The organism is Saccharospirillum alexandrii (assembly GCF_004000275.1).
In the GTDB taxonomy this organism is placed as follows: Bacteria; Pseudomonadota; Gammaproteobacteria; order Pseudomonadales; family Natronospirillaceae; genus Saccharospirillum; species Saccharospirillum alexandrii.
In genome coordinates, this window is record NZ_RCIP01000001.1 from 1154677 (window position 1) to 1177257 (window position 22581).

15 protein-coding genes and 1 tRNA gene are annotated in these 22581 nt (G+C 55.7%); 9 read left to right on the top strand and 7 right to left on the bottom strand.

Annotated elements, in window-relative coordinates:
* The first annotated feature begins 7 nt into the window (after nucleotides 1–7).
* The 6 genes from EP166_RS05245 to gntR all read left to right on the top strand — a co-directional run bounded on the left by EP166_RS05245 (nucleotide 8) and on the right by gntR (nucleotide 5993).
* Nucleotides 8–1249: an ABC transporter substrate-binding protein gene (locus tag EP166_RS05245; protein WP_127555724.1), complete on the top strand. Its 1242-nt coding sequence runs from the start codon at nucleotides 8–10 to the stop codon at nucleotides 1247–1249.
* A gap of 118 nt (nucleotides 1250–1367) precedes the next feature.
* On the top strand, nucleotides 1368–2324 hold the full coding sequence (locus tag EP166_RS05250; protein WP_127555725.1) for a carbohydrate ABC transporter permease: 957 nt from the start codon (nucleotides 1368–1370) through the stop codon (nucleotides 2322–2324).
* On the top strand, nucleotides 2321–3247 hold the full coding sequence (locus tag EP166_RS05255) for a carbohydrate ABC transporter permease (RefSeq protein WP_127555726.1): 927 nt from the start codon (nucleotides 2321–2323) through the stop codon (nucleotides 3245–3247). The genes EP166_RS05250 and EP166_RS05255 overlap by 4 nt, the downstream gene beginning before the upstream one ends.
* A 5-nt stretch (nucleotides 3248–3252) precedes the next feature.
* The gene (locus EP166_RS05260) at nucleotides 3253–4347 is read left to right on the top strand and encodes an ABC transporter ATP-binding protein (RefSeq protein WP_220432482.1); all 1095 of its coding nucleotides are present in this window, start codon (nucleotides 3253–3255) and stop codon (nucleotides 4345–4347) included.
* Between the two features lie 92 nt (nucleotides 4348–4439).
* Entirely contained in the window at nucleotides 4440–4928 is a 489-nt protein-coding gene (locus EP166_RS05265; RefSeq protein WP_127555728.1) for a gluconokinase, read from the top strand.
* Nucleotides 4929–4997: 69 nt separating this feature from the next.
* Entirely contained in the window at nucleotides 4998–5993 is a 996-nt protein-coding gene (gene gntR, locus EP166_RS05270) for a gluconate operon transcriptional repressor GntR (RefSeq protein ID WP_127555729.1), read from the top strand.
* 59 nt (nucleotides 5994–6052) lie between these two features.
* On the opposite strand, the gene EP166_RS05275 is transcribed toward gntR, so the two are convergent.
* The 4 genes from EP166_RS05275 to EP166_RS05290 all read right to left on the bottom strand — a co-directional run bounded on the left by EP166_RS05275 (nucleotide 6053) and on the right by EP166_RS05290 (nucleotide 12536).
* The gene (locus tag EP166_RS05275) at nucleotides 6053–6658 is read right to left on the bottom strand and encodes a response regulator transcription factor (protein ID WP_127555730.1); all 606 of its coding nucleotides are present in this window, start codon (nucleotides 6656–6658) and stop codon (nucleotides 6053–6055) included.
* Nucleotides 6659–6716: 58 nt separating this feature from the next.
* A complete protein-coding gene (locus EP166_RS05280; protein WP_164743826.1) occupies nucleotides 6717–8951 on the bottom strand; it encodes a sensor histidine kinase in 2235 nt (744 codons plus the stop codon).
* 575 nt (nucleotides 8952–9526) lie between these two features.
* Nucleotides 9527–9603, bottom strand: a tRNA-Met gene (locus tag EP166_RS05285).
* A 173-nt stretch (nucleotides 9604–9776) separates the two neighbouring features.
* The gene (locus EP166_RS05290; protein ID WP_127555732.1) at nucleotides 9777–12536 is read right to left on the bottom strand and encodes a DUF349 domain-containing protein; all 2760 of its coding nucleotides are present in this window, start codon (nucleotides 12534–12536) and stop codon (nucleotides 9777–9779) included.
* A 208-nt stretch (nucleotides 12537–12744) separates the two neighbouring features.
* Here EP166_RS05290 and sbcB point away from each other — a divergent pair, with 208 nt between their 5' ends.
* Nucleotides 12745–14334, top strand: coding sequence for an exodeoxyribonuclease I (sbcB, locus tag EP166_RS05295; protein ID WP_164743827.1), 1590 nt, complete (start codon nucleotides 12745–12747; stop codon nucleotides 14332–14334).
* An 8-nt stretch (nucleotides 14335–14342) separates the two neighbouring features.
* On the opposite strand, the gene EP166_RS05300 is transcribed toward sbcB, so the two are convergent.
* The gene (locus tag EP166_RS05300; RefSeq protein ID WP_127555734.1) at nucleotides 14343–14903 is read right to left on the bottom strand and encodes a helix-turn-helix domain-containing protein; all 561 of its coding nucleotides are present in this window, start codon (nucleotides 14901–14903) and stop codon (nucleotides 14343–14345) included.
* 107 nt (nucleotides 14904–15010) lie between these two features.
* On the opposite strand from EP166_RS05300, the gene EP166_RS05305 reads away from it, so the two are divergent.
* A complete protein-coding gene (locus EP166_RS05305; RefSeq protein WP_127555735.1) occupies nucleotides 15011–16228 on the top strand; it encodes a benzoate/H(+) symporter BenE family transporter in 1218 nt (405 codons plus the stop codon).
* Here EP166_RS05305 and EP166_RS05310 read toward each other — a convergent pair.
* On the bottom strand, nucleotides 16191–16946 hold the full coding sequence (locus tag EP166_RS05310) for an enoyl-CoA hydratase (protein ID WP_127555736.1): 756 nt from the start codon (nucleotides 16944–16946) through the stop codon (nucleotides 16191–16193). The two genes, EP166_RS05305 and EP166_RS05310, sit on opposite strands and share 38 nt — an antisense overlap.
* A gap of 337 nt (nucleotides 16947–17283) precedes the next feature.
* Here EP166_RS05310 and EP166_RS05315 point away from each other — a divergent pair, with 337 nt between their 5' ends.
* Nucleotides 17284–18798, top strand: coding sequence for a fumarate hydratase (locus EP166_RS05315; RefSeq protein WP_127555737.1), 1515 nt, complete (start codon nucleotides 17284–17286; stop codon nucleotides 18796–18798).
* 152 nt (nucleotides 18799–18950) lie between these two features.
* Here the strand turns inward: EP166_RS05315 and EP166_RS05320 are convergent, their stop codons facing one another.
* On the bottom strand, nucleotides 18951–22202 hold the full coding sequence (locus tag EP166_RS05320; RefSeq protein WP_127555738.1) for a carboxypeptidase-like regulatory domain-containing protein: 3252 nt from the start codon (nucleotides 22200–22202) through the stop codon (nucleotides 18951–18953).
* Between the last annotated feature and the right edge of the window lie 379 nt (nucleotides 22203–22581).

Genomic DNA, 22581 nt, shown 5'->3' on the forward strand with positions numbered 1-22581 from the left:
GAACATCATGAAGCAAACAACGAAATGGGCGGCTATGACGGCCGCATCGGTCATCACAATGGCCAGCGCCAAGGCAGCTGATCTGGAAGTGATTCACTGGTGGACCTCGGGCGGTGAGCAGGCGGCGGTGACCGTATTCGCCGATGAGTTTGACGCTCGTACCCCTCACAACTGGGTCGATACCGCCATCGCCGGTGGCTCCAATGCCCGCTCAACCACCCTGCAACGTATTCTGGGTGGCGATCCCCCGGCGGCAGCTCAGTTCAACATTTCACGGCAATATGAAGAACTGGCCGAAGCCGGCATGTTGCTCGACTTGACCGAGCTGGCGGAACAGGAAGGCTGGCGCGACTTTATTCGCCCGGATTCAATCCTCGATGTGTGCGAATACGATGGCAAAATCTACTGTCTGCCAGTGAACATCCACTCCTGGCAATGGGCCTGGGCATCCATTCCCGCCTTCGAAAAGGCCGGAGTAGCCTTGCCGACCAACCTTGACGATTTCATAGCCTCTGCACCTGCCCTTCAGGAAGCGGGCATCACGCCCTTTGCCATAGGCGGTGAAGGCTGGCAAATCAGCGGTGCCGCGCGTGTCGTACTGGTCTCGCAACTGGGCAAGGACGGGTTTGAAGCACTCTACCGGGACCGCGATCTCGACGTCGCTGGCGGCCCGGAAGTGCGTTCTGCGATCGAGCTTTTCAAGAGCCTGAAACAGTATACCGATGACGGTTCGGCGAACCGCAACTGGAACGACACCACCAACCTGGTCATTACCCACCAGGCCGGTATGCAGATAATGGGCGACTGGGCCCGGGGCGAATTCGCACTGGCCGGTCTTGAACCCGGCATTGATTACGCCTGCATCGCTGGACCCTCGGAAGACCCTTACCTCGACACCGGCGGTGATGTTTTCCTGTTTCCCAAGCAGTCTGACCCCGACGTAGAAGCAGCCCAGCTGGCCCTGGCCTCCATGATGCTCAGCCCGGAAGTTCAGGCAAGCTTCAATAACGCCAAAGGCTCCTTGCCGGTGCGTGATGATGTCGACATGAGCATCGCGGATGACTGCATGAAAGTGGGCCTCGACATTCTCGAAGATCGCAACCGTGTACTGCCCTCAGCCAACATGTTTTTCACTGAAGACGGCCTTGGCCAACTGGACGACCTGTGGCTGGAAGCTTGGGCTAACCCGAGCCTGAGTACCGAGGACATTCAACGCCGGTTTGTCGATATTATCGCCCAGGCCGACTGATCGTCTCGTAGCCTGTATCCGGCGCTTCGGGAAGTCACACCCTGTGCGCTTCCCTCCCCGTTTGCATCAGCACGCGCGCCACCTGTCGTCGTTCAGGTGGCGCTCCAAAGGTATCAACATGTCACAGACACTTTCTGCCGGTTCCGGCCGTTACCGGACCCGGTCGCCCGCAAAGTACCCAAAACCCAGACGGATCCGCTGGTCCGCGCTGATGAGTGTACTGGGCACCGCACCGATGATCATTACCGCTATCGGTGTCTTTGTTATCTGCATTGTTTATTCCGGCCTTCTGTCGTTTACCGATGCGCGGATGTTCCCGAGCTTCAACTTTGTTGGTCTGGATCAGTATAAGCGCTTGTGGTCAACCGGTCGCTGGATAGTTTCCGCCAACAACCTCTGGTTTTTCGGTTTGCTTTCGGTCGGGTTGAGCATGATGTTCGGTTTTCTGCTCGCCGTGTTTATGGACCAGAAAATTCGCTGTGAATCGCTATTGCGTTCAATTTTTCTGTATCCCTTTGCCATGTCACTGGTAATTACCGGCCTGGCCTGGCGCTGGATACTGGACCCCAGCATTGGCATACAGGCGGCCGTACGCGGCTGGGGCTTTACCGACTTTACTTTCGCGCCACTGGTCAATGCCGATACCGCCATTTACGGCCTGGTCGTCGGTGCCATCTGGAACAGCATCGGCGTCACCATGGCCATCATCCTTGCCGGGTTGCGGGGTATCGACACCGAGATCTGGAAGGCCGCGCGCATCGATGGCATATCCGCCTGGAAAACCTATCTGTTCATCGTTCTGCCAATGATGAAAGGCGCACTCTTTACCGCCTTTGTACTGCAGTGCGTAGGCGTCGTTCGGGTATTCGACATCGTCATCGCCATGACACAGGGCGGGCCGGGCATTGCAACACAAATGCCAGCGGTTTTCGTCATTGAGCACATCACCAATCGAATCAATGTTGCACTGGGCATGGCCGCCGCCATGATGATGCTGCTGCCCGTTATTTTGCTATTGGCACTGAACGGTTTCATCCAATGGCGAATGAAGCGCAACCGGGAGAGACTGTCATGACACTGGTTGTCAACAACGTGGTGCCGGGTGCATCCGGCCGGGTACTGGAGGGCCCCTGCGGCCCTCGCAAAAGCCAACTGAGTATTGCTCGCCTTGGCATCTACGGATTTCTGATCATGGCAGCGCTGTTTTTTCTGATGCCGTTTTGGGTGATGATCGTCACCTCGCTGAAAACCCTGCCGGAAATCCGTGAGGGTAATCTGTTCAACTGGCCCAGCGACCCGACCTTTGAGCCCTGGATCAAGGCCTGGTTCAGCGCCTGTACCGGGCGCGACTGCAACGGTCTGCAACCGGGTTTCTGGAACTCAGTCAAGATCACCGCCATCGCCACGGTGGTCTCCATTACCATTGCAGCTATCAATGGCTATGCGCTGTCTTTCTGGCGCTACAGGTATGCCAATCTGGTGTTCGGCATTCTGGTATTTGGTGCCTTTGTGCCCTACCAGGTCGTCATTTACCCGCTGATCATCACCATGCGCGAACTGGGTATCTTTTCGACGCTGCTCAGTATTGTACTTGTCCATTCGATCTTCGGAATGCCCATTCTGACACTGCTGTACCGCAACTTTTTTGCCAGCCTGCCCATGGAAATGTTCAAGGCGGCGAGGATCGACGGTGCCGGGTTCTGGCAAATTTTCTTCCGCATCATGATCCCTATGGCGGTGCCCATCACCATAGTGGCGATCATCCTGCAGCTGACGGGCATCTGGAATGATTTTCTGTTTGGGACGGTTTTTGCCGGTCGTCAGAACATGCCGATGACCGTACAACTCAACAATATTGTACAAACCACCACTGGGGTGAGGGAGTACAACGTGCACATGGCCGCCACCATTCTAACAGCGGCTGTTCCGCTCATCGTTTACTTTATTTCCGGCAAATGGTTCGTGCGAGGCATCGCAGCCGGTGCGGTCAAGGGGTAATGAACATGTCTGAACACAGTGTATCCATCCGGGATCTTACCCTGGACTATGGCAACACCCGGGTACTGGAAAACCTGAATCTCGATATCGAGCAGGGGGAATTTATTGTACTGCTAGGCCCTTCAGGATGTGGCAAATCTACGTTGCTGAATTGCATCGCAGGCCTTATGGACATTAGCGACGGTCAGATTCACATCGACAACCGTAACGTGACCTGGGAAGAACCCAAAGATCGCGGCATCGGCATGGTGTTTCAATCCTATGCGCTCTACCCGCAAATGACGGTTGAAAAAAACCTGTCATTCGGATTGAAGGTCGCCGGCTACAAAAAGGATGAAATTCAACGGCGCGTCGCCCGGGCAGCCGAGATCTTACAAATGGAAGAATTGCTTCAACGCAAGCCAGTTGAACTGTCTGGAGGTCAGCGCCAGCGCGTTGCCATCGGGCGGGCTCTGGTACGCGAGGCGAAAGTATTTCTGTTTGACGAGCCGCTATCCAACCTCGATGCCAAACTGAGGTCGGATCTTCGGGTTGAGATCAAACGGCTGCACCAGCGCCTGAAAAACACCATGATCTATGTGACGCACGATCAAATCGAAGCACTGACGCTGGCCAATCGCATCGCCATCATGAAAGACGGCGTTATTCAGCAACTGGCAGACCCCCATACCATTTACAACAAGCCGGTCAATCTGTACGTTGCGGGTTTTATCGGGTCGCCCTCAATGAACTTCTTTCAGGGAACCTTGCAGACCGGCGATGAAACCTGCTTCGTTACCGACAGCGGTACGCACATTCCGACCAGCAGCTATCAGTTTGCCCGTGCATCGTCTGACTCATGCTCGGCGGTGCTGGGTATTCGCCCGGAGCACATTATCGCCGGCGAAGGAGCCCGGGGAATGCCATTCAGCACCCGGGTAGAGATAGAAATTGTGGAACCCATGGGTTCCAATACACTGGTCTGGACCCGGGTGGCCGACCAGGCCGTGACCTTCAGTTGTGACAGCGACCAGTTGCTGGCACCCGGGCAAAGTATCGACATCGGTTTTGATCCGGCTCGAGGATCCCTGTTTGATGCCGAGTCTACCCTACGTCTGTAAACCACCCGACTTGACGGCTCGTAACGTCTTACGACACTAACCAGCACCAGGCCGGCCAAACCGGCCGTGGTGCATATATTGGCGAACAATGGATGGCTTTTAGAAAAATAATTGTGATGGGCGTTTCCGGTAGCGGCAAAAGCCTGATCGCGGACCAGCTGGCCACCGCGCTGAAGTGCCTCTACATCGACGCGGATGACTTTCACACGCCCGACAACATCAGAAAGATGGCCAGTGGCACACCACTGAACGATGATGACCGCGAAAGCTGGCTCAGTGACCTGGTGAATTTGCTGGCTAGAGAGGAAGCCATAGTACTGGCCTGCTCTGCCCTGAAAGCCCGGTACCGGGACCGGCTGCGCTCGGCGGATTCGTCTGTTCAGTTTCTGTACCTGAAGGGTGATATTGACGTCATCTGGCCACGACTGGTGCAACGTCAGCACCACTACTTTGCCGGCAAGGGCATGCTGCTCAGTCAGTTCGCGCAATTGGAAGAACCGACCGAGGGCGAAGCCACGGTCATCGACATTGACCAGCCGCCTCAGGCTGTTTTTCAACAATGTCTGGACAGCCTTCGGTAAACTCGGGCTTTCGGTGTATTATCGCAGTTCACCAGACACTGTGCCGGGCGACGGGTAAAGGGCCGAAACGTGAAAAAAAGACGACCCACATTACAAGACATTGCCGACCAGGTTGGCGCCACCAAAATGACGGTGAGTCGTTGTCTGCGAGAGCCGGATACGGTCTCTGAGGCGCTGCGCGAGCGTATTTTCCATGTGGCCGAAACCCTGGGTTACATTCCCAACCGCGGGCCCGATATTCTGTCCAAATCAACCAGCCGGGCGATTGGCGTACTGGTGCCTTCGCTGACTAACCTGGTGTTCGCAGATATCATCAAGGGTATCGAAACCGTCACTGAACCCAAAGGTTACCATCTGATGCTGGCCCATTATGGTTACAGCGTCGAGATGGAAGAAGTAAGCCTGGCGTCGTTGCTTTCCTATAATGTCGATGGCGTTATCTTGTCGGAAAACCAGCATACCGATCGCAGCCTGCGGATGCTTGAGACGGCCGGCATTCCGACCGTTGAAATCATGGACACACACAACGCGCCTCTGCACCAGGCCGTCGGGTACGACAACGTCACCGCAGCCTACGACATGGTTTCAGCCATGATAAAAGCCGGCCGGCGCAAGATTCTCTACCTGGCGGTACGCATGGACGCCCGTACCTTGCAGCGACAGGAGGGCTACAGCAAAGCCATGCTGGAACATGGCCTGACCCCAACCACACTGCAAAGCGCACAACGTTCATCGTTCAGCGTTGGCGCTGCCCTGTTGCGTGAAATCACATCCGACTACCCCAAAGCAGATGGCTTGTTCTGTACCAACGATGACGTGGCCATTGGCGCCTACTTCGAATGTCTGCGTCAAAATTTGCGTGTCCCCGACGACATGGCCATTGCTGGTTTTCACGGGCACGATGTCGGTCAGGTAATGGCCCCTCGTCTGGCCAGCGTCGTTACCCCCCGGGAAGCCATTGGCGAACGGGCGGCGCGCGAGCTGCTCGCACGCATTCAAGGTATACAGGTCGGCGATTCGATCATAGATCTGGGCTACCGGATTGAATGTGGGGGAACGCTCTAATCACACTCCGGGTACTCGGCACTATTAAACTGTGGTTATGACGGGCACAGACAGCGGCATCAATAAAGGATAAAACCAAGCTGGCGTGCTTTCAGGACAGCTTGCGTTCGGTTATCGCATTTGAACAGCCCCAGAATGTCGGAGACATATTCACGTACCGTGGTAGGAGCAATGTTAAGTCTGGCCGCAATCTCCTTGTTAGGCAGCCCCTGGGCCAGTAATTCAAGGGTATCGATCTGGCGGGGTGACAGTGCTACGACGTCGTCGCTGTCGCGACCACTGAGAATAACAACTTCGCCTTCCATGACATCTCTGAGCGCCCGAACCATCATGGCGCGCGAACTGGTTTTTGCGATAAAACCATCGGCTCCAAGCTGCAGCATCTGCTGAATACTGGCCTGGTAATCAACCGTAGACACCACCACCAGCGGCAGTGCCGGATAACGGGCTTTGATCTCTTTCAGCCCATTGAGGCCACTGGTGCCTGGAATATGAATGTCAAACAACACCAGCGCTACATCTGAGTGTGTGTCGAGCAGGGATAGTGTCGTGGGAAAATCCCCCGATTCAATCACCTGAACCCCCGGAAATGCCTCAATCACCAGAGTACCCAGCGCATCCCGATACAACTCGTGATCTTCAGTAATCACTATTTTCACGCTCATGATTTCGACTCTTGTGGTCGCATTACTGTCGATAAAACCGTAGCCATGACGTCAACCTTCACTGGGCAGCAACTGCTGTCGGTGCCTGAGACTGACGCTTCCGTGCCGCGAAGTTCAAAAGGGCGCGCAACTGAGCGGGCATCACCGGCGCCGACAGGGCAACCCAGTGCTCGGGCAACGTGAATCCGGGCTTGCAAATACAGGCGGTCACGCAGTCTTGTGTCAGAACGTCGGCGCGATCAGATAACAGCGCGATGTCTCGATGATTGGCGTCATCACACATCACGATATCCACTGGTAGCCGAGACTGCAGCACCTCGTCTGCCGAGTTGAAAATCAATACCGAACAATTCCATTGTTTCAGCCGATCCCACACCGGATCTCTCAGACCAGTATTGCCCAGTACCAGTGCCACCACAAACTTACTGCTCTTCGTTGACGGTGTTTCAGGGTTTCTGCTCTGAGCCGGTACTTCCGCCAGCGGAGCCTGGATCGCGAAACAGCTGCCTTTACCGGGCACTGACGTTAATGACACCGGATGATCCAGCAACTGGGAGATATGCCTGACGATCGACAAACCAATGCCAGAGCCGCTGGTTGTATCCGGAGCGTCCAGTGACCGGTGATAGATATCGAAAATGGCTTCCTGGTGCTCACTGGCAATACCGCAGCCGGTGTCGATAACTTCGATGACCACCTGATCGTCCACACTACGGCAAACCACCCTCACCTTGCCCGCGTCGGTGTACTTGATGGCATTGGAAATGAGGTTACGCAGCAGGCGCTCCAGTAAAACCGGATCACTGCGTACCTGCAACGATTCGGCTTCGACACTCAGCTCAAGACGCCTGGACATGGCCAGCCCCAGATACTCGCTCTTCAACTTTGAAAACAGACTTTCCAGTGACACGGTTTCCAGGCCTGGTCTGATCACGCCGGACTCTAGCTTGGTCAGATCCATGATGGCGCTGAAGGATTCACTCATCTGGCGATGGGATTCTTTGAGCCGTACAAACAGATCGTTGCCAGCCTGGCCATGAACATGGGGTTTCAAAGATTCCATGTAGACATTCATCGAATGCAATGGCTGACTGAGATCGTGACTGCTGTGCGCAATAAAGCGCGATTTGGCCTGACTGATCTGCTCCATGCGGTGCTTTTCTTCATTCAGCGCTTTGACGCGCAAAACGATGGCGGCAATGTGCAGGACCATGTGCAAAATCTGAATATACAGAACATGGATCATTTTGTAGGAAACGCCAATTTCCTCAACGGCCTCCCGGGGGGCATTGACGACCCAGATCACCTGTACCATCGACAAAACCATGGGTAACCAGCCCAGAATGTACATCCAGTAGTAACGCCCCTGTGATCGAACCCTGGAGATTCCCGATCCCAGAATAACCAGCGAGACCGCGAAATAGTTCAGAGAATATACAAGTACGTTTGCGTTGAACGAAAGCTGTGTACCAGCGAGCCCGACCAGCATGGTTGCCAGTGCGGTGTAATAGAACACTGAGTATGATCGTCCTGACCGTCGATTGATCTGCAGGAAACTGGCGGCAAAGGCGGTCATCGTCAGTAACGAGAACGTAACCAGCAACCAGAAAAATGCCGTTTTCTCGTAACTGGCTAGCCCCAAAATCGCTGGTAGACTGCTATGTTCCAGGTAATAGCACAGCATCACCAGAGAAGACGCAGCTCCCCAAAAAAACGTTTTGTCAGACGTCAGAGCCCAGGCAACAAACCCCAACAGAATGATCCCCAGCATGATCCCGATGGCCAGCTTGAACGCAAAATCCATCTGCATCTGCCAGTGTTGATAAAAGTCTGCGCTCATCAGGCCGATGTAAGGTTTCCAGGTGACATGACTTGCGGATAACTCAACCACGATTTGATAGGACATACCCGGTTCAAGCGTGACTTTGGCCGCACGCCCGATGGCATTGATTTCCGTGGCACCGGAAGTCACTGAGTTATCGATGGTATGAATGGTCTGACCCTCCCAGTCCCGGATCAGGATGCGAGGTTGCTGAAAGCCGAAATTACTGATGTGCACGTACCAGTCACGGGTCTCAGTCTGATTAATAACGCGCGCAGACAACCAGTATCGGCTGTGCTGTCTGAAATTCGCGGTCAGACTGGCCCCCTGTTCACCCTTGAATTCGTGGGGTGCGTCTTCCAGCTTCTGCCCAATTGGAGCAGGCATAAAACCGGTCGAGTGAGAGTTATTGGCAAGTGCGTAGCGACCATCCGTTCGGTCGAGGTCCAGCATCGACAGGTCGACATTCAAGTGTGAAGAAGCCGGGGTACGTTCAGCTTGAACCGGGTAAGCCAAAAAGAGAACGAGGCAGAAAAGCCCGCTGAATCTAACCAGCCCGCTGTGGGGTAATAATGTCCTCAGGCCGAAAGCACGCAGATACATAGCTGTGAAAGATCCTTCTGACCAGAGCCAAATCGATAAATACCGACTCAGGTATGGTGAGCAATGGGCAAAATGACCCGATTTTACGATGCTGTCAATATGGAGCGACTGATTTTAGCCCGGAAAGTATAACCCCCCGTTGGGCTACTTCTGCGCCCCTGGTGTCAAAAACGCGCACATTGTAATGCTTGATGACCCAAGCGCTCACCCGACATCTGTAGGGTATTACGGCTTTCAAGCCCGGTAGACCCTGCCCATTTCATACCCAAACAAAAAAGCCCGAACATTGCTGTTCGGGCTTTTTTGTTTGGTAGCGGGGGCGGGATTTAACCGGCCGGCGCTCCGGCTACGACCTTCGGGTTATGAGCCTGACGAGCTAATCTGGTACCACTGTTAACCAGGCATTAAAAAAGCCCGAACATTGCTGTTCGGGCTTTTTTGTTTGGTAGCGGGGGCAGGATTTGAACCTACGACCTTCGGGTTATGAGCCCGACGAGCTACCAGACTGCTCCACCCCGCAATAACCTGTTTAGAGAGTGCTTCTGATCGAGTATTTTCAGAAACCATCACCCGTTTCTGGTTCGGATGCTGTGCTTTGCTGACCGTTTGGTCATCGCCTCTCAACGGGGACGCATATTAATGATGACCCCGGTAGCTGTCAACTAACTTTATGATTTTTTTCAGTTTTTTCAATCAGTCCGACGTCATCCAGGTTTGTCGGGCCTGCTTCATCCGACTCATCAGTGCATCGAATTCGGCTTCATTGCTCGCTGGAGTGGCGAGCCACGCGACAACGGCCTGGTCAATGTCATTCTGATCCACTTGCTGGCCCAAACCATCCGTCAGACGCTGTACCTGCAATTCCATGCGCAAAGCTTTGTCGGCCTCTGGTGTTTCTGCCCGAGTCAGGACTTCCAGCTCAACGGTCTTACGGCGCAAGGCATCATTGTCGGCTTCTGGCGACTGCCAATTCGGCAGCGACGACAGCAAACCGCTAGCCGGTGCCGGTATCTTGCTCAAAGCTTGCCACTCCGTCGTCGCCGCTTCCGCTGAATCACAATCAAACCGGGCCTGCCGATTCCAGTCAAACAGGGCCTGCCAGTGCTGATCCTGCTGTTGAACCTTGAAAGCGTTACACCGGGCTTGGAAGTCCCGGTTCAGGCGGTCAAGCCGATCCTGCAGTTTTTTATAATCGGCTTTAGGCAACGTACCCAGCGCATTGTACTGGTCTTTAAGGTCATCAAACCGGGCTTTGGAGGCCAGCGGGTCAGCGTCAGCCAGAATGGCTTCCATACCCGCCAATATCTCGTCGGCCTGGGCCTTATGGGCGTTCAGGTCTGCTTTAAATGCATCTGCCGCTGCTTCGCGACGGGCAAAGAGCTCATCGCATATCGCCCGGAACGACTTCCACAACGCCTGTTCGTCGCGCCGGGCCAAATGCCCGGCCTGCTGCCAGTCGCGCTGCAGTTGCTTGGCTTTTTCGGTAGCCTGGCGCGAATCGGGCTCATCCAGCAAGGCTTGCGCCTGCTCGATGATGGCCAGCTTGGCCTCACGGAAAACCTGCTGCTCGCCTTGTAACCGATCACGCAAGCGTTGAAACACGGCGTCGAACTGGGCTTGCACCGCCTTGTTGGCCGCCCGGTCTACCGGTGAGAACCGGCGCCAATCGTTCCGGGCCAGTGTCAGCACCCGGTCCAACTCTTTCAGATCCAGGCCCTTGCTGTCGATCAACTGCTCATACTGACCCAATTGGTCGGCCAGCGCCTGGCGCTGACGCAAGTTTAATGAACGCAGCTTGCCCTGCTCTTCAAAAAACGCCTTGCAGGGTTCATAGGCCTGTTGTGCCAGATCGTGAAAGGTCTCCCACAGCGCCTGATGCTGGTTCTGCAGGCCCCGGCTCAGCATGCGCCATTCATCTTGCATGTCGCGGATTTGCCGGGCGCGGTCTTCTGGCGGTAACGACTGGTCGAGCAAGTGACGCATGCGTTCGATCAGGGCTTCTTTTTTGGGCAGTACCGCAAAACTTTGCCAGTCGCGCAATTTCTCGACTGCTTGTTCAGTCTCTTCAAACTGGCGAAAGAGCCCATGGTGTTCTTCAGGTTTCAGATCCACTACGGCATCGCGTATGCCTTGCAACAGACCCGAAGCACGTTTCAGGTGGCCATCGTTGATCGCCCCCTGGCAACGGCGGATCAGTCCGCGTGCCTGACGAACGGCCTGGATGCTCTGTTTTCTGTGCTCAGCCAGTTGGTCGTGATGGACTCGAACCACCTGTTCAACCCTGCCTTTCAGGGCAGGTTCCGGTTCACCTTCCGGCCAATCCAGACTGTGCAGCCATTCATCCAACGCGTGGGCAGCAGCATCATGACCAGCCGGATCGGCTTCAATGGCAGGCAACAGGTCAGCCAGCGGACCGTAACGCTCAATCAGCAGAACCAGTGCGTTCAACGACGTTTCATAGGTGGTGCAGAGCTGATGAAAGGCTCGTTCCTCTTCGCGACTGGCGCGTTGCGACTGCTCGGTCTGGCGCCACTGATGTTGTTGCTCTGTCAGATACAGCAAGGCATCGCGTACCTGTGCCTGGTCAGGGTCTGCCTGATCGAGCCGGTCTTTCAGGTCATGCCACAGGTCTTGAATTAATTGGGTGCGACGCGGGTCTTTCTCGGTGCTTTCGACATCCGGGGTCGCGTCGTCATTCGCTTCCGCAAAGCTAACACCCTCTGAACCCGCACCGCCAGGCTCCGTGACCGGTAAGGCGGTGTCCGCTTCCGGTTCGGAACTGGCGATGTCAGACTCCACCGGAATCCGGGCCTGAGCGTCGCTGATGGCCTGATGCCAGCGCTCAGTCAGTACCTCGTCGGCATAGAGGCTATTGGCAGACCACTGGTCCACAAGCGCGCGCAACTTGCCGCTGTACAGAGGATCGACCGGGGCTTTGGCATGACGCTCGAGTTGCTCAACCAGTCGGCGGGTGTGATCGACTCTGGATTGCAGCGCTTGTTGCTCGTGTTTATGGTCATCCAGTCGGGTTTTTACCAGCCGATACACGGTTTTGTCGCTGCCTTTGGCATGTTTCAGCAGCTGTTCCAGTGCATCGATATCACTGACCAGCCCCGCGGCCGCCGTTCGAACCCGTGCCGAGAAACCGTGGCGAGCAACCTCGACGCAGAGAGCATCACTGACATCCGACACCGGTGTATTCGCATGCAGGTTCAGCGCCAGTTGTTCGGCCGCGGGTAACTGTAGACGTTGCTCCGCTGTCAGTTTGCCCTCATCCAGGCCCCTGGCCAGTTCAGCCATGGCCTCCCTGCGCTGTTTCGGGTCGACCGCCCGAACCTGAATCAGCCACTGATCTACACCGGGCTTGACAGATTCTGTTCGGGTATTTCCGGGTGATTTCGCAGTGGGTTTTGCGGGTTTGGACTTTTTGCCAAAAAATTTGCTGAGCACCATGTAACGATCTCCCTGATTGCCATTGAGCCAGGCCGGGAACGCGTGTTCACCGTGCCGGAAACGCCCATCAATGATAGGCTGTACGAAATTGGCGCCGAGGTTAGGCGCCCTTGCGGATCACCGCAGCCAGCCTGTTTGTGCGGGCTGTTGCTACAGTGTAAACCCATGCAGGAGCGAGCACTACTGCACCGACAGGACACCGGAACCCATGCCCAAACCCTCTTCAACAGCGCCCCGGCAATTTCTCTGGTACGACTATGAAACCTGGGGCATTCACCCGGCCCGGGATGGCATTGCCCAGTTTGCCGCCGTGATCACCGATGCCGACCTGAACATCATCGGTGAGCCGATGGACTGGAAATGCAAGCCATTACCCGATGCGGTCATCGACCCGTCAGCGGTGATGATAACCGGCCTCACGCCCGGCCAGTGTGAACAGGAAGGGTTGACCGAATGGGAACTGGCCAGTCGCATCAACGCCATCATGTCAGAGCCCGGTACCTGCACCGTGGGCTACAACAGCCTGCGCTTTGATGACGAATTCACCCGGTTCCTGTTTTACCGCAACCTGCTCGACCCCTACAGTCGTGAATGGCGTAACCAGAACAGCCGCTGGGACCTGCTCGACGTAGTACGCCTGACGTATGCGCTGCGCCCGGAGGGCATCGAATGGCCCAGGCATGACAATGGCGACCCCTCGTTCAAGCTAGAACAGCTAACGGCCGCCAATGGCATAGAACACGCAAAAGCGCACGACGCCGTCAGCGACGTGTTGGCCACCATAGCCCTGGCACGACTGATTCGAGACCGCCAGCCAAAGTTGTTCGACTACGCCCTGTCTTTGCGGTTCAAACATGAAGTGCGCCGGCAGTTGCCACTGGAATCACGCCAGCCCATGTTGCACGTCAGTGGCAAGATTCCAGCCCGGCAAGGCTGTCTGACAGTCGAGGTGCCTCTAATGGAGCACCCGGATCGGCGCAACGAAATCATCGTGCTCGATTTGATGCAGGACCCAAGTTGGCTACTGGATCACAATGCCGATGAGGTTCGCGACTGGCTATATACCCCCACCGACTCATTACCTGAGGGCATTGCCAGGCCACCCTTGAGAACACTGCATTTAAACCGCTGCCCGATGATCGCCCCTTATCGCATTCTGGACGAAGCCACCTGCGAGCGGTTCGCGATTGACCCGGCCCGCATTGCGCAGCACCTGGCCATCCTGGATCGCTGGCATGACCTGGTATCGCTGGCGCGCGACGTGTTCAAAACCACCGACCGCCCTGCCCCGGACGACCCTCAGCAGGCGCTTTACCAGGGGTTCATCGGTGATCACGATCGCGGCATTCTGAATCAGATTCGGCGCAATGACCGCCACCCCGAGACCTGGCCAGGCCTGGCCGATGGCCTTCAGGACGACCGCCAGCAAGCCCTGGTGTTTCTGGCCCGCGCCCGGCATTTTCCCGACAGCCTCAGCGCCGCTGAACAATCACACTGGCACGACCAGGTACGCACCCATCTGACTGACCCGGACTGGGGCAGCACCCTGACACTTAATGACGCCATAGCGGCAACAGAACAATTGATGACAGAACACCCTAACCGGGACGACTTGCCGGAAGTGCTAACCTGGCTGCAACAACTGGACGAGCACTGGATACAAGGCCCGACCGCACCAGTGCCTGAAGCAACCAAAAAAACAGATAAAAAAGCGCCTGACCAGGCACCCGCTGAAGTCACTAATAATGAAGACAATGACCTCCCGTCTGATGACGGGCCGCAGCTAGGGTTGTTCTGAAACCGACCTCAGGGATAAACAATCACATTCAAAAACCGGGCAGGTTTGTCCGCAGAGTCATTGCGGTAAGCATGTGACTGATCGGCCCGAAAGCGATGAGCTTCGCCCGTTCGAAGTCGGTGCCACTGATCGTCACTGAAAACCGACAGCGCACCAGACTGGACAAGAATACACTCGATAACGCCGGCCCGGTGAGCGTCGGACTCGCGCAGCCCGCCGGGCTCAATCTCGACGTCCAGCAACTCGGTATGCAGTTCGGCAGCAAAAGGCAGCATCGTTTTTACCGCCAATGCGCTGTCTTCCGGCGTTACCCGCGGCACCGAATCAACAACGGCCTCGTCTTTTCTCAGCCCCGTCTCGACAGGCTCTATCAAGGTTGAAAAGCCAACTTCATAACCCTTGGCCAAACGCCAGAGTGTGGTCAGCGTTGGGCTGGACTCCCCCCGCTCGATCTGCCCCAGCATTGCCTTGCTGACCCCGGTTTCCGTCGCGGCCCTATCCAGACTCCAGCGCCGCTGGGCGCGCAGTGTTTTCAGCCTGGCGGCAAACTGTTGCTGAATGTCCGACATGGTGACTTCTCCTGATCAACAAAGGCTTGTGCGCTATAGCGCACACTGTTAGTCTGCGCGCATTGTACGTTATAACGCACAGCCGTAAAACCACAGGAGAACTGGTCATGCGCACCCCGCTTTGGCGTCAATTCTGGCAGGATCTGTCACTCAGCAGCGTCAGTGCGGGGGTTGTTGCTGTACTCGTTGGTTTCAGCAGCTCAGCCGTACTGATCTTTCAGGCCGCTGAAGCAGCGGGTACCACCCCCACCCAGGCCAGCTCCTGGCTATGGGCGCTGGGGCTTGGCATGGGTATCACCTCGGTGGGCTTGTCACTGCAGCACCGGCTGCCGCTGGTAACCGCCTGGTCAACGCCGGGCGCCGCTGTATTAATTGTCAGTCTCTCGGGTTTTTCACTGGCTGAGGCGATCGGTGCTTTTATTCTGACCGGCGCTTTAATAACGCTGGCCGGTTTTACCGGACAGGCCGAAAAACTGACTCAAAAGCTGAGCCCGGCACTGGCCAGTGCCATGCTGGCTGGCGTGCTGTTTCCTTTTGGCCTGAATGCCGCGTCCTCTCTGACCGAGGCACCGGTTTTGGCCGGAACCATGGCAATCGTGTATTTTCTGGCACGGCTGTGGATCCCGCGCTACGCGGTATTGCTGGTAGCGCTGGTTGGTTTGATGCTGGCACTGGCGTTGAATCAGGTCGCCGACAATGCCTGGGCCTGGTCGTGGACCAAACCCGTGCTGCAGTGGCCAGAATTCACCTGGCAAGCCGCCTTCAGCCTGACCCTGCCGCTGTTTATCGTCACCATGGCTTCGCAAAACCTGCCCGGCATCGCGACGCTGACCGCTGCCGGCTACCACTCCCCCACCTCGTCGGTATTAAAATGGACCGGGCTGACAACTCTGGGACTGGCGCCTTTCGGCGCATTTGCCTTGAACCTGGCCGCCATCACCGCCGCCATCTGCATGACGTCAGATGCCCACCCGGACCCCAAAAAACGCTACACCGCTGCGGTATCGGCTGGCGTTACCTACGCCATACTGGGTTTGCTGGCTGCTTCGGTTATCGGGTTATTCCGGGCCTTGCCGGGTGCTTACATCATGACGCTGGCGGGCCTGGCGCTGCTGCCAACCATTGCCAACAGCCTGGTCATCGCCTTGCAGGATGGGCAAGAACGCGAAGCCAGCCTGGTGACCTTCCTGGTCACCGTGGCCAATGTCACTCTATTCGGAATCGGAGGGGCCTTCTGGGGGCTGGTGTTTGGCTATCTGGTGCGGGACCGCCGCTACCTGGCGCTGCTTATTCAGCGCCTGACTTGGCGGCAAAAAAAGCACTGACGGCCTGGCGAAACTCGTCGCTCTTCAATTGTGCCTGAAAGTGGCGGGCTTCATCGTCAATGGTGTTCAATGTAATGCTCATAAAGTGCTGCTTCATCAGCTTTTTGGTCAGCTCAATCGCCTTGGGCGGTTGCGCAGCCAGCAGTTGCGCCTGCTGATGAGCGGCTTGAAGGTAGTTTTCATCGCCAAAAACAGCGTTGACCAGCCCGGCTTCAAGCGCCTCCTGCGGACCAAAGCTCTTGCCCAGCATCAGCCACTCGGCCGCTTTGACATGCCCTACTTTTAACGGCAGCAGAAAAGAAGAGGCAAACTCCGGCACCAGGCCCAAACTGACGAACGGCAACTGGAACACTGCACTGTCGCCGCTGTACACCAGATCACAATGCAGCAACAAGGTGGTGCCAATACCGACGGCAGGCCCATTGACCGCCGCAACAATGGGTTTGGGGAAATCAGCCATGGTGCGCAGAAAGCGCAGCACCGGGGCATCATCATCTTCCATTGGGTGTTCCATGAAGTCTTTCAGATCGTTGCCCGCCGTAAAGCAGAACTTCTGACCCGACAACAATACTACCCGAGCTTCCGGGTTGTGCTTGGCTTCATCGAGTATGGACTTCAACTCGATGTACATAGCCTCGGTCAGCGCATTGCGTTTCTCGGGGCGGTTCAATGTCAGTTCCAGAACGCCGTTATGCACCCGCTGTATAATTTCGCTCATGGGAGCTCCTGTTGGTATCAGATACCCTACAATTTAAACGAGCGTTTGAATTTTGCAAGTGCCGTTGGTCAGGCTACCTCGAAATAGCTAAAGTCGAGGCTGACACAAGTAAAGCGGCGGGTGCCGGTGATGCCTCTGAGGGGAAGTTCGCAGCATGGATGCTGCGGTCTAGGCCCCATGGAAGGGTTCACGCCGACCCCTCAGAGGCATCACCGGTATCCGATGCGAGTCATTGCCACCACGCTTGAGCAACCGGCTAATGCTTTTGAACTGAACCGATTCCTGGAAAAGTGTTGTACACTTCGCGCCACCGAGCAGACCGGCAGAGGAGCCCTTCATGACCGTCATTAAGCAGGACGATCTTATTCAGAGCGTCGCAGACGCCTTGCAGTTCATTTCCTACTATCACCCGAAAGACTTCATTCAGGCCGTGCATCAGGCCTACGAGCGCGAAGAATCCCAGGCCGCCAAAGATGCCATGGCCCAGATTCTGATCAACAGCCGGATGTGTGCCGAGGGGCACCGCCCTATTTGTCAGGACACCGGCATCGTGACCGTGTTTTTGAAGATCGGGATGGACGTTCGCTGGGATGGCGCCACCATGGGCGTTGAAGACATGGTCAACGAAGGCGTTCGCCGTGCTTATCTGCACCCCGACAACGTGCTGCGTGCTTCCGTACTGGCCGACCCGGACGGCAAGCGCACCAACACCAAAGACAACACCCCGGCCGTGATACACACCCAAGTGGTGCCCGGCAATACCGTCGATGTACAGGTAGCAGCCAAGGGGGGTGGCAGTGAAGCCAAATCCAAATTCGCCATGCTGAACCCCTCGGATTCGATCGTCGATTGGGTACTGAAAGTGGTTCCTGAAATGGGCGCTGGCTGGTGCCCGCCGGGTATGCTCGGCATCGGCATCGGCGGCACCGCCGAGAAAGCCATGCTGATGGCCAAAGAATCCCTGATGGAACCAATCAACATTCAGGAACTGCAGGAACGGGGGGCCAGCAATCGGGGCGAGGAACTGCGGCTTGAATTGTTTGAAAAAGTGAACAAACTGGGCATCGGCGCTCAGGGCCTCGGTGGCCTGACGACGGTACTCGACATCAAAGTCATGGACGCACCGACCCATGCGGCGAACAAGCCCGTCGCCATCATCCCCAACTGCGCGGCCACCCGTCATACTCACTTCGTGTTGGACGGTTCCGGCATTGCCAAACTCGAAGAGCCCAAGCTGGAAGACTGGCCCGATATCGTCTGGGATGCCGGCCCCAAGGCGCGCCGTGTCGACCTGAACACCCTGACCAAAACTGACATGCTCGACTGGAAACCCGGCGAAACCCTGTTGCTCAACGGCAAGATGTACACTGGCCGCGATGCCGCTCACAAGCGCATGGTCGATATGATCAGCAAGGGCGAACCCCTGCCCGTCGACTTCACCAACAAGATGATCTACTACGTTGGCCCGGTTGACCCCATGGGTGATGAAGCGGTGGGTCCAGCGGGGCCGACCACAGCCACCCGGATGGATAAGTTCACCGACACCGTCCTGGAGCACACGGGTCTGATCGGCATGGTGGGCAAGGCAGAGCGTGGCCCGGTAGCGATTGAATCCATTGCCCGCCACAAGGCAACCTACTTGATGGCCGTGGGCGGAGCAGCCTACCTGGTATCCAAGGCCATTCGCGAGGCCAAAGTCGTCGCCTTTGAAGACTTGGGTATGGAAGCCATTTACGAGTTTGATGTGGTGGATATGCCGGTAACCGTTGCTGTGGATACCCAAGGCAGCTCGGTACACCAGACAGGACCCAAAGAATGGGCGGCCAAGATACTGGCAAAAGAAGTCGGTTAACGGGCAAAGGCTATTCAATCAAACCCGCTGAGGCGGGTTTTTTTTGGCCTGATAACCACGTTTCAAAAATAGCAGACAAAAAAAAGCCCGAATCAAACGATTCGGGCCTTCAAAGTCAGGTAGCCGAAGCTACCTGATGGTTTCGAGAGGGATTACTCGAAATCAACGTCTGAGTTGGCAGGAGCCGAAGTCTCGGACGCGTCCCACTGGCTTTCCCAGGGAGCGTCAACGATCAGGTTATCGCCAGCTTCAACGGGGTCACCGCCCAACACGAAGGTAAAGGTCAGAGTACGTCCGCCATTGCTGACTACCAGAGAGTGAGTATCGTCAGCTGCATTAATGTCTGCGGTGCCACCATTGTCATCAGTAAAGGTGAACCGGCCTTCGAACTCATTCTGAGCAATGGTGCCGTCGTTGTTCCCGTCCCAGGAAGACAGGTCGATTGGGTGGGTACCCGTGAACTGAACCGAGATGGTGTCAGAGTTCAGTGTTGTACCGTTGTCGACACCGGTTACACGGAACAAACCAGTTTGATCAATCGCGGCGAAATCTGGCTGGTGGAAGAAGAACTCGTTGTCATCGGCGGCGTTACCGATCGAGAAATCATTCCAGCTGTTGCCCAGCACGTCTTCCACGTCGCTGAAGTCCAGACGGGCGTGACGGTACAGATCCGACGGGAAAGACCCTGCGGTTGCATCGCTTTCGTCATACTGTGCCAGTGTGAAGATAGCAGTGCGGTTCAGGTCTTCGCCCCAGGCGCTTGGCAAAACACGCAAGGTAGACTGATCAGCCTGTGCATTGAAAGCGTTAACCGTATCCAGATCCATGGTGATGGTCTGACCACCCAGAACGATCTGAGTCGTGGTATCGATAGCAACCGCTTCGTTGAAGTTGATGACCAGTTCGTTACCTACATAGCTGGCGCTTTCAACCATCGGCGGCAGTGCATCACCAACGACAACCTTGGCATTGCTTGAACCGGCATTTCCGGTTGCATCCTGAATGGAAGCCTGGAAGTCGATGATGGAGCCGTGATCGGTGTTACCGAAAGTCACCACATCGTCGATGTCGAATTGAACCAGATCGGCCGTTGTTGATTCGCCATCGTCTTCAATGTTGACGTTGCTGTTGGCAACAAAGTTGCTCAGGCCAGCGTTCAGCGTATCAACAACCGGGTCCGTTCCAGTCAGTTCAACATTTTCAGACATTGCGACACCAATAGAACGGGTGCGAGCAGTGGCGTCACCGATCCAGGCAGTGTAAGCAACAGCATCGTAGATGCCAGGAGTAGAGCCCGGGATGTTAGCAGCGTCGAAGTCCAGCTCGTCGATGAAGTATTCACCACGGTCGTTGCTGTCGGCGATGTCGTTAACCAGGTTCAGGTCAAACAAGGGCTTAAGTGTCAGCAGACCTTCAACGCCCAGCTCTTCGGTACCGTCGCTGGTGCCATCAACCACGCTCAACATGCGCGGAGTGATGTTCAGGAACGGAATACCCGGCTCAACATCCGGAGTCGATGACTGTTCGCCACCGTTACCGTATTGCAGGCTCGAGACAGAACCGTTGTTGTTGTCAGCATTCACACCATAAGCCTTCTGCAGCACGGTGGTCGGTGCTACGTTGTCTTCCAGGGTCAGCGAAGCCGTTTGGCCTTCGTAACCGAACTGATCGAACGGCGTAATGGTTACGATGTCACCTGGCTCAACGCCCTGAACCACCAGGTAGACTGCCTCACCTTCGGCTACATCGGATACGAAACGGTTGGCAACGCCACCGTCGAATGTCGCACCGACCAGACGCTTGTTGACCAGACCGTTAAACTTGGACAGGCCATTGCTGCCGATAACGTCCATTTCATAGTAGTCAGCAACGGTAGAGGCAAATTCGATACCCGCAGCATTGGCTTCAACGCTGGTGTCATCAATGTAGCCAACTGTCGCCGCAATGGCACTGGCCAGATCTTCCATACGCTCTGCTGCATCGGCGACATTGCTTGAATCGTTGTCGTCTGCAGTGTTCAGTTGCTGAATACCGTCGCGCTCGTCATCAACATCCAGGAAGGCATCGTTGTCTTGTTGAAGTTGCAGCAAAGAACCGAAACCGGTTACGTCTTGAGCTTGCTGGGCATCGGTCAGATCAACGGCTTCGGCATTCTGGTTTGCTTCAATGTAGGCTTTCAGCTTGATACGAACATAGCTGCTACCAACACTGGTTGTCAGGCCTTCATCAAAGCCAACAGGCGAGTTATCGCCGTTCGCAATGGTGGTGCCAACAGAGTTGGATGGCATGGCAGTATCGCGGAAGTCGTCACGCAGCAGCAGCACGTCAATTTCATTACCAGCGACCAGAGCTGAATCCAGAGTTACCGTCAGCACTTTGCCGTTCAGGCTGGCGCTGTGCGGCAGGTAGGCACCACCGTCAACGTCACGAACCAGCAGAGAGTTACCAGACACATCGATGTTAGCCATGGTTTCGCTGAATTCGATGGTGAACTGAGTAGTCACATCATCGTTCAACATACCGCGACCCGCAGTCTGATCGACCACTTCGGCAACGGCTTTCACCCAGGGTGAAATTTCATCTTCACTCTGTACTTCAGTGGCTTCTACGTTACCCAGCTCGTAGGGCGTGTACTCATCTGAAGTATCCGCTTGAGCAGTGACGGTATAGCCTTCAGCTGCAAGCTTCAGAATGGCGTCAGCAGGCACGTTGGTGAATTCAAACGCACCGCTGGCCGAAGTAGTGGTGGTAACAGATTCAATGCCGTAGCTGGTTACTACGCCATCCTGTTGCTGCTCCTGGTCGACGCCAGAGGCGGTAGAAACCATGTCCAGCGCCAGGTTCACCTGAGCCAGCGCTTCGCCACTGTCGGCGCTGCGCAGAACACCTTTAACGGTTGCCATTTTTTCAGGCAATACCGCGGTTCCGGCTGAGGCATTGAAGCCATCGATGAAGGTGGTTACCGGGTTGGTGACTTCGCTGGTGTCTGCATTGGCTTCAGAACCATTGAAGAGTTGCGCTTGCGGCTTAACAGTAACGCTGGCTTTCAGGTACTGGGCCGGCGGGACAATGGTCAGTGCCAGTGCCTGGGCGTAGGAATCGTTGTCGTTGCGAACTGTCTGGCTGACAGCCACATCGCTGAAATAGTATTGGCCGCCGGCGTTGGTCACAACAGACTGATTGCCAAGGTATACGGTTGCGCCTTCGATCGGCATACCGTTCGTGTCAGTCACCAGGCCAGTGATGGAACCGCGGGGGTTGTTGACGCTGACGTACTGTGACGATTCATTGCTGGTGGAGCTGTTGCTGTTGTTCGAATCATCTTCGCCACAGCCAACCAGAACCAGAGTACCTGCCGCGACCGCAGCAACCAGTGACTTTTTAATCCAAATGCCTTCAGACATTTCCTTCTCCTATGACTTTTCAGGTGTCGTATTGCATTCCTTCACGCAATACGAATTCAGCGCGATACGCTATCGAGAGTCACAGACAGAAAGGGAAATAGAGGATCTCTGCGCCCGCAGGCGTAGGATTTAAAATAGATCAAAGACGCATCGTCCTTGTCTTTCCCTGTCTGTAGCTGTTCCCTTCGCAACCTGTGCGGAGCTGATCAGGACTCCGGAGGTTGGATCGTGCTACTGAACTTCATGTTCAGTGTGCCGCGACGACATGCTCGCATTCGGCGCGTGTATGAAACGGTTTCGGGCCACTCAAGTCAATCGGTGATATTTACCAATTTTTTTTTTTGTGATTGACTCGTCATACTCAAAAATTGTCGGCAAT